The 15,045-nt window shown below is 51.4% G+C and carries 15 protein-coding genes; 11 read left to right on the top strand and 4 right to left on the bottom strand.

Going from position 1 to position 15,045, the window contains the following annotated elements:
- Positions 1 to 719: 719 nt before the first annotated feature.
- Positions 720 to 1,565, bottom strand: coding sequence for an AraC family transcriptional regulator (locus ACI1P2_RS27700; protein ID WP_355326094.1), 846 nt, complete (start codon positions 1,563 to 1,565; stop codon positions 720 to 722).
- Between the two features lie 171 nt (positions 1,566 to 1,736).
- Between ACI1P2_RS27700 and ACI1P2_RS27695 the strand changes: the two genes are divergently transcribed.
- Both ACI1P2_RS27695 and ACI1P2_RS27690 read left to right on the top strand, forming a co-directional pair.
- Entirely contained in the window at positions 1,737 to 2,471 is a 735-nt protein-coding gene (locus ACI1P2_RS27695) for an MORN repeat-containing protein (RefSeq protein ID WP_355326091.1), read from the top strand.
- A gap of 67 nt (positions 2,472 to 2,538) precedes the next feature.
- Positions 2,539 to 3,015: a hypothetical protein gene (locus ACI1P2_RS27690; protein WP_355326088.1), complete on the top strand. Its 477-nt coding sequence runs from the start codon at positions 2,539 to 2,541 to the stop codon at positions 3,013 to 3,015.
- 382 nt (positions 3,016 to 3,397) lie between these two features.
- Here the strand turns inward: ACI1P2_RS27690 and fabV are convergent, their stop codons facing one another.
- A complete protein-coding gene (fabV, locus tag ACI1P2_RS27685) occupies positions 3,398 to 4,585 on the bottom strand; it encodes an enoyl-ACP reductase FabV (protein ID WP_355326086.1) in 1,188 nt (395 codons plus the stop codon).
- A 182-nt stretch (positions 4,586 to 4,767) separates the two neighbouring features.
- Entirely contained in the window at positions 4,768 to 5,211 is a 444-nt protein-coding gene (locus tag ACI1P2_RS27680) for an Hsp20/alpha crystallin family protein (protein WP_355326083.1), read from the bottom strand.
- A gap of 420 nt (positions 5,212 to 5,631) precedes the next feature.
- Between ACI1P2_RS27680 and ACI1P2_RS27675 the strand changes: the two genes are divergently transcribed.
- From ACI1P2_RS27675 to ACI1P2_RS27645, 7 genes are all read left to right on the top strand, one after another.
- Positions 5,632 to 5,889, top strand: coding sequence for an HPr family phosphocarrier protein (locus ACI1P2_RS27675; RefSeq protein WP_355326080.1), 258 nt, complete (start codon positions 5,632 to 5,634; stop codon positions 5,887 to 5,889).
- Between the two features lie 48 nt (positions 5,890 to 5,937).
- Complete coding sequence (locus tag ACI1P2_RS27670; protein ID WP_355326077.1) at positions 5,938 to 7,842, top strand: BglG family transcription antiterminator; 1,905 nt, start codon at positions 5,938 to 5,940, stop codon at positions 7,840 to 7,842.
- A gap of 124 nt (positions 7,843 to 7,966) precedes the next feature.
- Positions 7,967 to 8,341, top strand: a complete 375-nt coding sequence (locus tag ACI1P2_RS27665) for a hypothetical protein (protein WP_355326074.1) — start codon at positions 7,967 to 7,969, stop codon at positions 8,339 to 8,341.
- Position 8,342: 1 nt separating this feature from the next.
- Positions 8,343 to 8,708: a glycine-rich SFCGS family protein gene (locus ACI1P2_RS27660; protein ID WP_355326071.1), complete on the top strand. Its 366-nt coding sequence runs from the start codon at positions 8,343 to 8,345 to the stop codon at positions 8,706 to 8,708.
- Positions 8,709 to 8,711: 3 nt separating this feature from the next.
- On the top strand, positions 8,712 to 9,050 hold the full coding sequence (locus ACI1P2_RS27655; protein WP_355326068.1) for a DUF4312 family protein: 339 nt from the start codon (positions 8,712 to 8,714) through the stop codon (positions 9,048 to 9,050).
- Positions 9,051 to 9,076: 26 nt separating this feature from the next.
- Positions 9,077 to 9,862, top strand: coding sequence for a DUF4311 domain-containing protein (locus ACI1P2_RS27650; RefSeq protein WP_355326065.1), 786 nt, complete (start codon positions 9,077 to 9,079; stop codon positions 9,860 to 9,862).
- A 2-nt stretch (positions 9,863 to 9,864) separates the two neighbouring features.
- Positions 9,865 to 10,521: a DUF4310 family protein gene (locus ACI1P2_RS27645; RefSeq protein WP_355326062.1), complete on the top strand. Its 657-nt coding sequence runs from the start codon at positions 9,865 to 9,867 to the stop codon at positions 10,519 to 10,521.
- Between the two features lie 132 nt (positions 10,522 to 10,653).
- Here the strand turns inward: ACI1P2_RS27645 and ACI1P2_RS27640 are convergent, their stop codons facing one another.
- Complete coding sequence (locus ACI1P2_RS27640; protein WP_355326059.1) at positions 10,654 to 12,192, bottom strand: sulfatase family protein; 1,539 nt, start codon at positions 12,190 to 12,192, stop codon at positions 10,654 to 10,656.
- Between the two features lie 126 nt (positions 12,193 to 12,318).
- Between ACI1P2_RS27640 and ACI1P2_RS27635 the strand changes: the two genes are divergently transcribed.
- Both ACI1P2_RS27635 and ACI1P2_RS27630 read left to right on the top strand, forming a co-directional pair.
- Positions 12,319 to 13,176: an AraC family transcriptional regulator gene (locus ACI1P2_RS27635; RefSeq protein ID WP_408976364.1), complete on the top strand. Its 858-nt coding sequence runs from the start codon at positions 12,319 to 12,321 to the stop codon at positions 13,174 to 13,176.
- A 72-nt stretch (positions 13,177 to 13,248) separates the two neighbouring features.
- On the top strand, positions 13,249 to 15,042 hold the full coding sequence (locus ACI1P2_RS27630; RefSeq protein ID WP_355326053.1) for a cache domain-containing sensor histidine kinase: 1,794 nt from the start codon (positions 13,249 to 13,251) through the stop codon (positions 15,040 to 15,042).
- Positions 15,043 to 15,045: the final 3 nt, after the last annotated feature.

The raw sequence follows: 15,045 nt of genomic DNA, 5'->3' as shown, positions 1-15,045 counted from the left end.
GCGATTCCGGCGATCCCTTACCGCCGACTGATCGCGCGCCAACCGGTTCAGCCTCTTGCGGCTGCGTCCTGATCACAATGCTTGAACGAGGAAAGGTGAGCATGATGTGCGTGGCTTGAACGGTGTGGGTTAGCATGAATGAGGACATCGGAAAAAATCAGGTTCAAGCGGCAACGAGGACCAGGATCTTTTATTTTTTTTGAGGCCTTGCTCCCCCTCCTTCTCTCGGTCTGATTCACATCACCTAAACGCTCTGCTTTCTTCTAAGATCGCCTCGTAATCTCGAATCGATCTGCTTGCCCAACAGGCACGATAAAAAAATAATAGACCCATTCGATTGCCCTGAATAGCGTAACAACAGGCATTTTCGTGCCTCACTTGATCCGTTATTTTCTTTAACGTGCCTAAAGTATATTTTTGGTTCCCGGTTTTCTGTTTTTCTTTACCTGATCCAATGGGATAATCGTGCAAAGCTCCTGGGCAGCGAGTTCACATGCCCTGCCACAGTCGACGGGCGGCTTGACTGTCAAGCCTTAACTTTCGCAGCATGAAATCGGCAAACTTGCAAGGAGGGGATTCGAATTCCTCAGAACCCAGCAACTACAAAGGTTTAATTGGATTTGTGCTCTGCGAAAGTTGAGTTATAAGTTTTCAGCGGAGCTGAACAATTCTATCATCGCAAGAAAAACTTCCGCTAAATGCGGTCTGGCTTCTTTGAATTACGTCGAATAGACGTTTTTCTTATAGCTCTTGGGTGATATGCCGATCGTTTTTTTGAACATTTTGGAGAATAAAGGGATGTCCTGATATCCCACCGAATGGGCTACTTCACCGACGGTGTAGCGACCTTCTCTAAGCATTTCGCATGCACGATTCATCCGGTATTGAAGCAGGTACTGCCGGGGTGGCAGGCCGAGCTCTTTTTTAAAAAGGGCAGATACATATTTCCGGTCCAGTCCCAGCATGGAGGCAAGCTGTTCTATCGAAATCTGCTCATTGTAGTGGGCATGGAGAAATTCCAGGCTGCGCTGAATATATTCCGTCTGTGTCCGCCGCTGCACCCGTTCAGCCTGGGATGACGGGAAAACCTCGATCAAGGTAGACAAAAAATCCAGCAAAGCCATCTGAATGCGCAAATCCTCGGAAGGAGATTGCTGCTGCAGCTGAACGAGTGTGTCATACAGCTTGGGCATCAGCATGACATCCATCGGAAAAACAGGCCTTTCCTTGCTGAGAGCGGTTCTCGACAGAATTTCCTCCGCCTGCTTGCCCTGGAAAGCAATCCAGGAATAGGTCCATGGATGATCGGCATCGGCCTCATAGTAGAACATCGTATCCGGGTAGGACAAAAATCCCTGGCCCGGGTATACCTCATACGTCCTGCCTTCTGTCCGTACAATCCCCTGTCCGGAATGTACAAAATGAACCTTATAAAATTCGCGCATGCCGGGACCGAAGAAATGCTTGGGAGCGCAGGTCTCTCTACCCCAAAAAATCAGATGCAGACCGTCCGGCTCATGCAAGGGCCGGGCACGGTTATAATAGTCAACTCGCAAATAGATCACGCTTTCATCGTGTGGTATTAAGGGACATTATATCATTCTTGCTTTCCATTCGTTCAAAAGGCTTATTTTTCATGTGAGGTGGAACTTTTTGGACCACAAAGGAGTCTAACCTCTTGCAAAGAAAGGACAATGCTAAAATTTCATTTTCCTAACATAAAGGGGATGCTGAACTTGAAGAAGAGCGTATTGATCGTATGGGGGATCACACTTGGTTTGTCATTGGGTGTAGCGATGTTGCCAGCACAATCGGCCAAGGCCGCAGAAGCTGCTGCGCTAAAGCAAACGCTTGAGCTGGGAAATGCCGTGTATTACGGGGAGGTCAAGGACGGCAAGCCGCAAGGGAAAGGAACCATGAAATGGTCGAATTATAAATCTTACTCGGGGGATTGGGTGGCAGGCCAGCGCTCGGGCAGCGGAAAATATGTAAACCTGTATGAAAAAGAAGGGCAATGGTGCAAAACGGTCTACAACGGGAGTTGGAAAAATGACCGTAAATCGGGTGAGGGACAGCTGACGGAGAAGCGGGTAGATCTGCAGACCGATGAGGTCGTATATCATCTGATTCAGACAGGCAGCTTTGCCAAGGATCAGCTGGGCGCAGGATATACGGTCATCCACGCCGTGGCGGACCCGGATTTCAGCTATAACTACAAGGACAGCACCATGTCCGTGCAAATGTACGGCTCCAATGATAATCTGCTCCAAGCCTGGAAGAAGGGCAACTTCCTGACAATTGATTACACCAAGGGCAAAATGGTGAAAAAGTACTCGATCATTCCGGAGGACAGTGCAGCCGCACAAAAGAAAAACGAGGCCGCTCTCAGCTATCTGCAAAGCATTCTCCCGCAAATGAAACCGCATCTGCAAACATTCCAGCGCTTGTCCGAGCAGGTTCCGTTGAAATGATTTAGTTACATTAATCCTCTTAACAGAAAGCTATTTCGGAATTCAAACTATTTTATGGGGTACTCTTATGGATAACTTAATTGTTGAACCCAATATTGGAATTGGAAATATTAAGTTGGGTATGAGACCGAAGGAATATGAGGAAGAGATACAAAAATATACAGTTCAATATAATAAACAACATGACCCTGAATATTTCCATTATATTTTCAAAGTCGAGTATAACACCGATGATAAAATTAATTTCATAGAAGTTGCTTCTCATGTTGATGAAGAATTCAATTTTCTATATCGAGGTGTAACCGTATTTAGAACTAAAGCCATTGAGCTAGTCGCCACTATAGATAAAGATTTCCCTTATGACGGAACCGACTGGGAACTTGGATATACATATTATTTCCCTCAATTGGGTTTGTCATTATGGAGGTCAGGTATCTTCACTGAAGAGATGAAAGATGAAGATTGGTTCAAAGAGATGTCCAAAGAAAATCAAGATGATGAAATGAAGTTTGAGTATTTTCAAACTGTTAGCCTTAGACTCTGATGCTATCGAGATAAACTAATTTGTTAGTATTACAAAATAATCACAATAATTCTATTGATGCAAAAGGCGGTCAGGAGGATGCTCCCGGCCGCCTTTGCAGTGCAAAAAAATCGAGAACAAGGGGATCACTGACCCTGTTCTTAACTACTTTATCCCACCCCGGAAGCGTAGGAGATTCCCTTGGAGTAGCGATTGCTACGAGTGCATTTCAGTAGGGGGACGCACGCAGTCAGCGGAGAGAACGAAGCAATTCCGGATAAAGCGGAGCGGTCGCATTTGTCCCCGAATTTCTACCGATAAATCATAATCAGGAAATTTGGGGACAAGAGCGATTGGAGGAATGCTTCGTTCTCGGAGCGCCTCAGAACAGAAAAGCTGAAGCTCACCTTACTCCCGGCACCTCTACTTCCGGATCTACATCGGCTTCGTAATCCACACCCTCAGTCTCAAAGCCGAACAGCTGGAAAAATTCGCGGCGGTAGCCCTCCAGATCGGTCAGCTCGTAAATATTTTCCGTCGCCACCTCAGACCACAACTTCGCCACCTCTTCCTGCACGTCCGCGCGCATCTCCCAGTCATCGATGCGGATGCGTCCCTCGGCGTCGACAGGGGTCTCGCTTTGCTTATAGAGGAGATCGAACAGACGGTACATTTGCTCAATAGTTCCTTCATGCAGCCCTTTTTCCTTCATGACCTTGTACAACGCTGATACATACAGGGGCACGACCGGAATCGCGGAGCTGGACTGGGTAACGAGCGCTTTGCTGACCGTGACGTAGGCCCGTCCGCCGCCTGCAGCGAGCTGCTCATTCAGCCGATGTGCGGTCGCCTCCAGATGATCTTTCGCGCGTCCGATGGACCCTTCGCGGTAAATGGCCTGCGTAACATCAGGGCCTATGTAAGAATAGGCGACCGTAATGGCATCGGCTGCGAGCACGCCGGCTTCCTGGAGACGATCGATCCACATCTGCCAGTCTTCTCCGCCCATGACGGCGACTGTGTCGGCAATTTCCTCTTCGGTGGCAGGTTCAATGGTTACTTCGCTGACTTCACCATTGTGGAAATTCACCGTTTTGTTGGAGTAGGGCTGTCCGATGGGTTTCAGAACAGAGTTTTTCGCTTCACCGGTCTGCGGATCGGTGCGGCGGGCGGAAGCGACGCTGTAGATCACCAGGTCAACCTGTCCCAGCTCGGCCCGGATCGTATCGATCGTTTTCTGCTTTGTTTCCTCGGAGAAGGCGTCGCCCGTTACGCTGATGGATTGCAGTCCTGCTTCCTGGGCGGCTTTTTCAAAGGCTGCGGAGTTGTACCAGCCCGCCGATGCGGTACGCCCTTTGACGGATTCGCCGTTCCGGTACACACCGATTGTGTTGGCGCCTGCGCCAAAGGCGGCTACAATGCGCGAGGAGAGCCCGTAACCTGTGGATGCTCCGATCACCAGCACGTTGCGCGGCCCTTTGACAGCCGGCTGATTTTTTACATAATTGATCTGGTTCTGCACCTGCTGCGCACAGCCTGTCGGATGTGCCGTTGTACAAATAAAACCGCGTGTTCTTGGCTTAATTATCATGTCGATGGATTTCCTTTCTTCATCTCTGCTCATTTTGCTTGTAAAAGCATATCTACACCTTCCTATTTTACCTATTTTTTTACCAAACGGAAACCGTTTCTCCTGTATAGTATCTTAGCGGTGCTTCAGCACAAAAAAAACGCCCGGCCCAAAAGAATGGACCAGGCTGTCTTGTATCCAAATTATTCTACATTAATATGTTTGCGCTGCGACGTACTAGGTACCCGCTTTGGGACTTCAAGTTTGAGGATGCCGTCCTGAAGTGTAGCTTTAATGGCATCATCGACGATGTTTTCCACATAAAAGCGGCGAACGAATTCACCTGTCCGGCGTTCTCTGCGGATGATTCGGTTGCTTTCGTCTTTTTGCTCTTGCAGTTCATTGCGTTTTGCACGGATAGTCAGGTAGCTCTGGTCGACATCAATATCGATATTCTCTCTGGTCACGCCGGGAAGCTCAGCCTCAACGATATATTTATCATCCATTTCTCTTATATCGATCCGGAACGGCTGTGTAACACCATTGAACGACGACAACACACTGTCGTCCATCACATCGTTGAACGACTTCACCATTTGATCGAACAGTTCTTCACTGCGTTTGCGGAATGGAACCAGATCAAACATACGTCTCAGTCCTCCTACATAGTGATTATTTTCCTAACGTTTTTATTATATGCCTCAACAGTTTGTGCAGCAAAAGCTGTAATTATGTAAATATAGCTGTTTTTCCTGAAAAGAGCTCATTATAGAGCACAGATTTTGACTTTCTTTGATTTTGCCCTTTTTTGATCAATTGAATTGAGCTTCCATTAACTGTGTGTAAAAAATACTGCACCATTGCCGGTGAAAAAGATTTGATCTATTCAAATTGGGCTAAAACCGTTAATGTGATGTTAATTTAATTAACTCATTTCCAAAATGAAATTGCTTTCAAAAACTGGTGGCCAAAAATGAATCGCTTACATTTTTATGAATGTTATTAAAAGTGACATTTCTCATATCAAGCGGGGGCTAGCCATTTACAAAATTCAAGGAGATAATAACATGCAAAAAGAATTGACTATTCAAAATCCGCTCGGCATTCATTCAAGGCCTGCCGGAGCGGTTACCAAAAAAGCGCTGCAGTATCCGTGCGAGGTAAAGATCGTCAAGGGCTCCAAGGAGGTCAATGCGAAGAGCATTATCGGCGTGCTTTCTCTTGAAATGAAATACGGCGACCAGATCCTGCTGATCACGGCGGGAGATCAGGAGGAGGAAGCGCTGAAGGAGCTCGGGGAGCTGCTCGAATCCGATCTCGAGTAGGATAAAGCGGGCTGCACAGCCTTGCGGATAAACAGGAGGTGTTGGGAAATGACCATGGTGACCCGGACCCGTGCGCTGCTGAAAAAAATACTGTACACCCCGAATCCGGTACGGATCAAGGATTGTGCCACTGAATTCGGCGTCAGTGAGCGCACGATTAAATATGACATCGAAAGCATACGAATGTGGCTCGCCGGCGAAGGAGTCGAGATCAAGTCAAAGCCCAGCACAGGCATCTGGATTGAATGCCCGGAAGAGGAACGGGACCACCTGCTGCGCAAAATGGATGCGGATAAACATCATACCGTACTGAGCCAGCAGGAGAGAATCCAATATGTGACCATGGAGCTGCTGCTGCGGGAAGAAGAGACCACAATCGGACGAATCGCCTCCCATTTGGGCATCACCCGCAACACGGCTCTATCCGATCTGGCTCAAGCTGAACTGTTGCTGCAGGAATGGCATCTTCAGCTTGAAAGATCGCGCAAGGGCGTAAAAAGTATCGGCTCAGGCGCACAGAAAAGACTGATGCTGGAGCAGCTCGTTTACAGTCTGCTCGATGGCGGCGATATGCTGCAAATCGTGCATGGCGCAGCATCCAGACAGAAACCGCGCATTCATTTCACCCCGATTCTGGAACAGTTTTTGCGGCCGGCCGGCGACCTTAACGCTGTGTTTGCGGCGGTCGGGGATTTGGTGGAGGAGACGGAGCGCAGCATAGGAGTGCTACTGTCCGATCAGGCCGTCATCGGGATATTTATCAGGCTGTGTATCGTCAAATCCTCCGGCGGTGCTGGCGAAGCTTTTCGGGAGAATAACAGGATGCCGGGGGATGAAACAAAGGTATTCAGTATCTTCAAACGGGTGCTGACCGGATTTTTCCAAACATCGGGCAAAGAAATCACCGATCAGGATATCTGGTTCATCTGTTTGCAGGCTGTCAGCAGAATACCTTTATCTGTGGATACAAGGGCAGGGCGGGAGCCGCTGCTTCCGGATGCACTGGTCATTACCAGACGTTTGATCGAAGCGGTCAGCCGCAATATTGATCCGGCTTTGGCCAGGGATCCGGATCTGTTCAGCCATCTGCTGGACCATACCTCACGCAAGCTGACCCAATACAGCTACGGTATCGTTGAGCCAAATCCCATGATCCAGGATATTATCAGCGCCTATCGCGGCATGTTCGAGGCTGTGAAGAGCGCGAGCATTGAGGTGTACGGACCTTACCGCATTTACCTGACAGATTCGGATATCGGTTATATCGTTGTTTATTTCCAGCTCGCCTATGAGCGGTTGAATGAGCAGCGGAGCATTCGCGGACTTGTTGTATGCGGTACGGGGAAAGGAACGAGCAGGCTGCTGAAGGCGGTGATCGAGAAGCAAATTCCGAATCTCAGGATCGACGGCAGTTGTTCGGTGATGGAGCTGAACAAAACGCTGCGGGAAGGCGAATATGACCTGGTGGTCAGCGTGTTCCCCGTCGATGTGCCGGTACCATCCGTTGTTGTCAGCCCCATCCCCTGGAAGCGGGACTTTGCGTCGATTCAGGAGAAGGTCGCCGCCATCGTTCCCGCTAAGGCCGATGTGCCGGTGGTTTTCGGCAACCCGCTGCCCCCTTCGACGGGAAGGGGAGAAGATCCGGAAGCGATGCAGTCCTGGTTTCAGGAATTGGTGTTCAGAGGTTTTGAACTGGGCCGGCAAATTGCCGATGAGCTGGGCAGCCACCTGACACCCGACCGGCTGGAAGGGTTGAAGATGCATCTGATCTTTATGATGCAGAGAATCGCTCTGCACACCCAGTATGAGGATCAGGCTGCCATCCTTGCAGCAACACCACTTCAGACAGACCGTGAGCGCCTGCTCAGAATTCTTGAGCAAAGAGGATTAAAGCTCTCGGAGGCGGAGCTGCAGGCGATCCTCAAATATCTGGAGCAGCCACCGGAAGGCTGATTAAAGACGTATTTTCACAGAAGACAGACCGCATTTAGCGGAAGTTATGTTGCGATTAAAGAAAGCTTCAGTTCCGCTGAAAACTTGTATGTTCTTCAATCTAAAAAAATCGGAGAGGTCCATCATGTTTATTATCAGCAGCGTCCTAAGGGACATTACAGAGAAAACGACTGCAGACCAGGAAGCGCACAGCAAATTGGAAGACTGGCTGTTCCGGCTTCAGGAGTGCGCTCCCGAGGCGGGACTTGATATCGGCCACGACAAGGCTGTCGTGATTGGCATTCACCTGCTTGCCTATTTAAAGCGGCTTGACCAGGGAGAACACCTGCCGGAAATTCCGGACGAAATGCTGACGGAAATCAGTCCGCAATACGAGGGTTTAAGCCGCAAGCTGTTGAAGCTGGTTCCCGGAGCGGAGTCGCAGGAGCCGGATATCGCGGAAATTTTTTATCTGGCAGTTCATTTTGAAGCCGTAAAGGCAAATATGGGAGGAAACTGAAATGAGTGAAAAGGTGAAAGTAGTGATTGGCGATCGTCTGGGCAAAGGGCAAAACGTAGCCAAAGGAGTGGAGGCGGCTGGAGGAATCGCTATCGTAATCCCCGGCATCGGTGCTGACATGAAGCTTGGCGATGTCATGCATGAGGAACAGGCCGATTTCGGCATTTCCTTCTGCGGCAGTGGCGGCGCGGGGGCGGTGACTGCCAACACCAAATATAAGTACCCGATGGAGTTTGGCCTTCGCTCGGTTGACGCAGGGGTTACGGCCATCCGCAGCGGCAAGAAGGTGATCGGCTTCGGTTTCATGGATACCGAGGAGCTGGGACGCAGACTTACGGAAGCTTATATTCAGACGCACGGGAGGTAAGCCATGTACCTGGAGAAGGAAGTAACGTTGACTCTGACGGGAACAGGAGAGAGCGAGCGCGCCGCTTTTCAGCACATTTTAAATGAAATGAAAAAGCAGGTAACCCGCAATGATGCGGACATGATGCTGCAGATTGAACCGCGCCATATGGAGGTTCTGTCCGCCGTCAAGACGGTACGCACCGAGAAGTTTTTGGGGATTCTGTTTCCCCGCACGCGAACCCGCTATGAAATCAAGGCCAATATTTCAGTGATGCTCAGATATATGGATCTGTCCAAAATCGAATACGCGGTCCATGAAGAAAAAGAGACTGCAATCCAGCATGTCATGCGCATGCGATAGGTGCTTGCTGAATTAAGGGGGAAGCTATGGAGACGTTGGAAATTATTTTAAAATCAATCGTGATCGGCCTGTTTGTAGGCTTTGGCGTAGGGGCGGGCGCCGCCAGAATGTTCCACGCTCCGAAAGTGCAGGGGATGGGGGCGTTTCGTACCTTCGGGGAATTGAATGCCTGCCAGGGGGACCCGGTGGCTCACTTCTCATTTGGTCTCGGCTTCCTGTTTAATGCCTGGGCCTCCGTCGTTGGGGCCGGTGGTCTGACCCAGGATGTGGATCATCGCATTATTCCGAACTGGGCGGCTGCTACTCTACTGTTCAAAAATAAAAACGTGGAAGAAACACTTCATGATCCGCGCAAAATGGCGTGGACAGGCGCCGTGGTTGGTGCGGTCGTCGTCACGGTGCTGAATTCCACCGCAGCCGCCATTCCGGCTTCGCTGCAGGCTGTCGCTACCCAGGTGCTGGTGCCGGCGGCGAACTGGCTGATCAACCCGATCATGCCGATCGTCTTCTGGACGGCAGCGATGGATGCGGGCAAGCGTACGGGAGTGTGGGCGACGGTGCTCGGAGGCTTGTCACACCTCGTGATGGGCAATGCCGTGCCGGGTATCGTGCTGGGCATCCTGATCGGCAAAGGCGTTGACGACAGCGGCTGGAACCGCATTACCAAAACACTCGTTGTAGCGGTTGTTCTGCTCTTCCTGTTCAGCGGTTTCTTCCGCGGCTTTGACGCGAAGCTGATCGAGAGCATGCATATGACAATTCCGCAGTGGCTTATTGATCTGCACGCACTTTTTGGATCTGAGGTGGGTTAACGATGGAAAATACAAAACTGCAAACCGGATTCTGGTATTCGGAATGGGCGTTTACGCTGTTCGTCGCGCTGCTGGCTTCAGGCATTTTCGCCGGAACACACTTGTACTATGTGTATCATGTAGGGGCTTTTAATGATATCGCCATTGTGGCCATGCTGGAAGCAGGGATCAAGGGCGGGAGTTATGGCGCTGCCGCCGCCTTCGGGGCAAGCTTCCTGTTCGCACGCATACTGGAAGGTCCGCTCGTCGGCATTCTTGATATCGGCGGGGCGTTGCAGACGGGTCTTGGCATCGGTGTGCCTGCGCTGATGCTGGGCGCCGGCATGACCGCGCCGCTGACTTCCTTCCCGCTTGCGCTGCTGACAGGAGCGGTGCTGGGCTTTCTGGTCGGATTTATCATCATTATGATCCGCAAATTTACCATTAACGCCTCCAACTCCACCTTCGGCGCGGATATTATGATGGGCGCGGGCAATGCGGCCGGGCGCTATCTAGGACCGCTCATTATCATCTCTGCCGCCATGGCTTCCATTCCAGTCGGCATCGGGGCAACCATCGGAGCGGCCGTATTTTACGCCTTCAAAAAGCCGATTGCCGGCGGGGCGATTATTGGTGCCATGATCATGGGCGCATTCTTCCCGATCGAAATTCCTGAATAATGATGTAAGACAAGAGGTCCCAACCGTATTTCAGACGGCTGGGGCCTCTTTTTTTGCTCTCCGTAACATACAATCAAGCCGGGGCTGGCTGTCCTTTAACGGTCGGGTTTCATTTTCCCGGACCTCCAATGCCTAGGCATGATGGATTCGTGGCATGGGCAGCGGCTCTTTGCCAAGTTCGGCCCATACATATTTGAGCAATAGCTCTGTCTTCAGCTGTTCGCAGCCGGGTTCGTCCCACAGGTTATGCAGCTCTCCCGGGTCCTCCCGCAGATCGAAAATTTCTCCATAGGACTGATTGTAATAAACAGTGATTTTGTAACGCGCGTCGACATAGGTTTTTTGATGTATGGTGGTCGGTTCGTGCCGGAATTCGCAAATGGCGTGCTCCCGCGCCTGTTCCTTGCGGCCGAGCCACACATCCTTTTGGTCGATTCCGGTCATGGCCGGCGGAATCGACAGTCCGCATAAGGACAGGAAGGTGGGCGCCAGATCGACCAAAGATTGAATCGCATCCGAATACCGGCCGGCAGGGACATGGCCCGGGTATCTGACGATAAAGGGAAGCTTGATGAGATCCTCGTAATGGAATCCTCCCTTGGCCTGCAGGCCATGCTGACCGAAGAAGTGGCCGTGATCCGTCGTGAACACGACGAGGGTATTCTCTGCCAGTCCCAGTTCATCCAGTTTATCGAGAATTTTGCCGATATATTTGTCCATCAGGCTGATCATGCCGTAATACACGGCGACCAGCTTCTTTTTGTCGTACTCCGTCAGCCGCGTTTTTGCCCCGTACTCGTAATAATGATGGGAACGGTAGCCGTGAATGCCGAAGCCTGTCTCCATCAGAGAGGAAAAGTCCGGGTTTTCTTCCTGTGTCATGCGGAAATGCGGCGGATTGCGGTCATGCTCTCCCGGTACAAGGGATGGAATCGTCAGCTTCTCCGGGTCATACATCGTATCCCAGGGCTCGGGCGCCAAATATTCCGGATGCGGGTCAAAGAAGCTGGCCCACAGGAAGAACGGATCGCCCGCTTGCTTATGCTGCTCCAGACGGGCGCTCGTCCGCTCCGCAATCCAGGTGTTGTAGTGATACTTTTCCGGAATGGGCCACTTATACGTCTGCGCAGGGTCCATCGTTCCGGTCGGGGGCAGGAAATAATCCCGCCAATTGGCGCAGCCCTGTTCTTCCAGCCACAAAGCGTAATGCTGGCCGACATGGGCTTCGTTTGTATGGTTCCGTGCCAGCTCGACGTGGTCAAACCCGTAGAACGGGCCATGGAAGCTTCGCCAATACTCCAGGTCCTGCAGCAGCGGATAAGCTTCCTTTGATTCGTATTCTGCAGTTGATGTCAGAGGCTGAAAATGCGCTTTGCCGATTAGCGAGGTCCGGTAGCCTGCCTGGCTGAAATCTTCCCCTACGGTATGGCGGTCCTCAAGCAATTTTGTACCCAGCGTCCAGGCGCCGTGCTGGCTTGGATACATACCCGTAACGATCGAGGCCCTGCTTGGCGTGCAGGTCGGATTCGGGCAATAAGCCCTGCCGAACACAGTTCCTTGCTGAGCCAGACGGTCCAAATTCGGCGTAGAGATTTCAGGTTGAAACGCACCGATGGTATTCCAATGCTGCTGATCGCTTGTGATTAGTAAAATGTTAGGTTTGCTGGACAAAAATTATCCCCTCCTATTATGATATTATTTAAATTAAGGGATTCTATAAATAGCCTTCTGTTATTTATGATTTATCATTTTGTTGTACAGGAGAGGGCGAAAATATGAAGGAAGGATGCTTCGATGATGCAGGAATATGACTATGAGTTTGCCGAGTTCATCTACTACACGCCGGGTTATCTGGATATTGAAGCGCAACTGTGGGCCGTCCGGGCCGGCCGCAGCATCGCCAAGCCCAATTACAGGGTAGGGCCGAAGAGGATCGAATGTTACAGCCTGCATTTTGTGCTGGAGGGCAAGGTAGGCCTCGAATTTGCCGATAAACGGGTGGAGCTGCAAAAGGGTGATCTGTTTTGTTTGTTCCCTGGCCGGCCCTACTATTACTACATACTGCCGTCGGAGCAGCCCTTGCGAATGAATTGGCTGGCACTGGACGGCAGCCGGGTCATGCCGCTGCTGGAGTTCGCGGGATTAACGCCGGAAAAGCCGTTTGGCCGGGAACTGATCTCCCCCCGTGCCCGTGAAGCGGTCGAATCGACGGTCGAAGCGCTGGCGGAGGTGGAACGATGGAGCCCCGCCGAATCGCTGAAGCTGCAGGGGATGATCTGCCAGCTGATCGCTGAATTGATCCCTGATACGGCACCCGTCAATGCCGCCGGACCTTCCGACTGGATTCGCGAGTGTATGGATTTTATGGACCTGCATGCCACGGAGGGGATATCCGTGCAGCAGGTGGCCGCGTTCGCGGGCGTGCACCGCTCATACTTTTCCAACGTATTTACAAGCCAGGTCGGAGTGACCCCACAGAAATACCTGCAAAATATCCGCATGGAGAAGGCTAAACGGCTGCTCGCCGAAACGGACGCGAGTGTGACGGAAATTGCCCTCTCCCTTGGATACCCGAACCTGTACACATTCACCAGAGCTTTCAAAATATATTACAAGGTTCCCCCGCTGGCCATGCGGGCCGCGAGAAACGGATAGCGGCCGGCACTATCGGTTTGGTAAGCGCTTGCAATCCCGTAATCGTAGTTGGTTTGAAAAGGAGATCTCATTATGATACTGGCAATGCTGCGAAAGTGGACTTCTCCAAGATTAACCATTCAGGTGAAAATCTTTACCGCCTTTGGGCTGCTCTCGCTGTTTGCCATCGTCTCCGTGACAGGCATCGTTTATGTGAACATGCGTGAGACGATCAAGCATAACGCCGTCTCCTCCGTTTCGGACAGCATCCGCCAGGCCGACGAATCCCTCAATGTCATGCTGAAGGAGATCGACCGTTTGAATACGGTGGTCGCTTCCAGCAAAAATACGGTAATCGATACGATAATCAGCCCGCATGATGAGATCAGCTACGAATGGTTTCAGGAGCAGAAGCGGGCCACCGAATTTTTGGCGGGACTGATCGATTATAAGCCTTATATTTCGCGGATTGCCGTAATCGGGCTGAACGGGAAGGTGTTCTTTTCAGGCGGGCCCTGGATCGACCGGACGTTTCTGGAAACGAAGACGATGGATTTTATGCTGCGCAACGGGTCGCGCCATGCCTATTTCAAGCAGGAAGGTACGACGGATGCCATCTCTGTAGGTCGTGCCATCCGCTATAACCGTGAAACGATCGGGGTGGTGATGGTGGATCTGAATTATGATTTTATTCGCAACACGTACGGCATGAAACCGATCCCCGACTGCATAGTATATGTGCTCGATGAACGGCAGGAGCTCGTCTACCGATCGGAGGCGGCACCGCCGTCCCTTACGCCGCAAATGGAAAAAACGGTTTACGCTCATCCGGCATCCGGGGGGCTGGGCGAAGCGTCGGAACAAATTATCGACGGAAAACCCTATCTCGTCGTCAGCCGCCGGTCCGATTATACAGGCTGGACCACCAGGGCGCTGATTCCGCTTGATTCGCTGCTGAGCGAGTCGGTCAAGGTGCGCAATCTGATGGTGGAGGCGGCGGCCATTGTCTTTATCGCCGTCCTGATCGGAACGCTGCAGATGTCATCCCGGACGACCCTTCATATCCGCCGCTTAAAGGCGATGATGATGCGGGTTAAGAACGGAAATCTGGACCTTCCGGCTGAGGCAATCAGCACCAGGGACGAAATCGGCGAACTGTATCGCGTCTTCATCAGCATGGTGGACGAATTAAAGCGGCTGATGGAGGGGATACGCATCAGCGAGCAGGCTAAGCGCGAGGCGGAGCTGACCGCGCTGCAGGCGCAAATCCGGCCGCATTTTCTGTACAATTCGCTCAATACGATCAAATATTTGGCCAGGCTGAACGGCGTGCCCAATATCGAAGAGGTGTCCGGCTCTTTAATCGAGCTCATGCGGGGCGTGCTTGGCAATTCGAGCGAGTTCCTCTCGGTACGGGAGGAGCTGGACTATGTCAACTGTTATGTATCGATTATGAAGTACAGATTCCTGGAGCCGGTCCCTGTTCATGTTCAGGTTGAGGATGACGCCTTGCTGGAGTGCCGGGTGCTGAAGCTGATGCTGCAGCCCATCGTGGAGAACACCCTGCTGCATGGCCTCAGCTCCCAGGCTTCCGGCGGATTCGTGCTGATTCGTGTTTACGAAGAGGAGAACGATCTTAAAATCGAAGTTATGGACAACGGCAAAGGTATGGCACAGGAAAAAATGGATGCCCTTCTGGAGGAGAAGGGAGATGTTCAGACACGCTTCAGCGGCTTGGGGGTGCGCAGCGTGCATGAGCGGATCGTCCGGATGTACGGCGAGCCGTACGGTGTCAAGCTGTACAGTGAAGTGGGAGTGTATACGAAGGTGGAGATCAGATTCCCCCGGCTTTGCAATTCGGAAAATTTCGCCAAAGAGGTGATATGAGCC

It is taken from the genome of Paenibacillus jiangxiensis (assembly GCF_046098255.1).
Classification (GTDB): domain Bacteria; phylum Bacillota; class Bacilli; order Paenibacillales; family Paenibacillaceae; genus Paenibacillus; species Paenibacillus jiagnxiensis.
The sequence above is the reverse complement of the archived record's forward strand: the minus strand, read 5'-3'. Positions and strand labels throughout refer to the sequence as shown.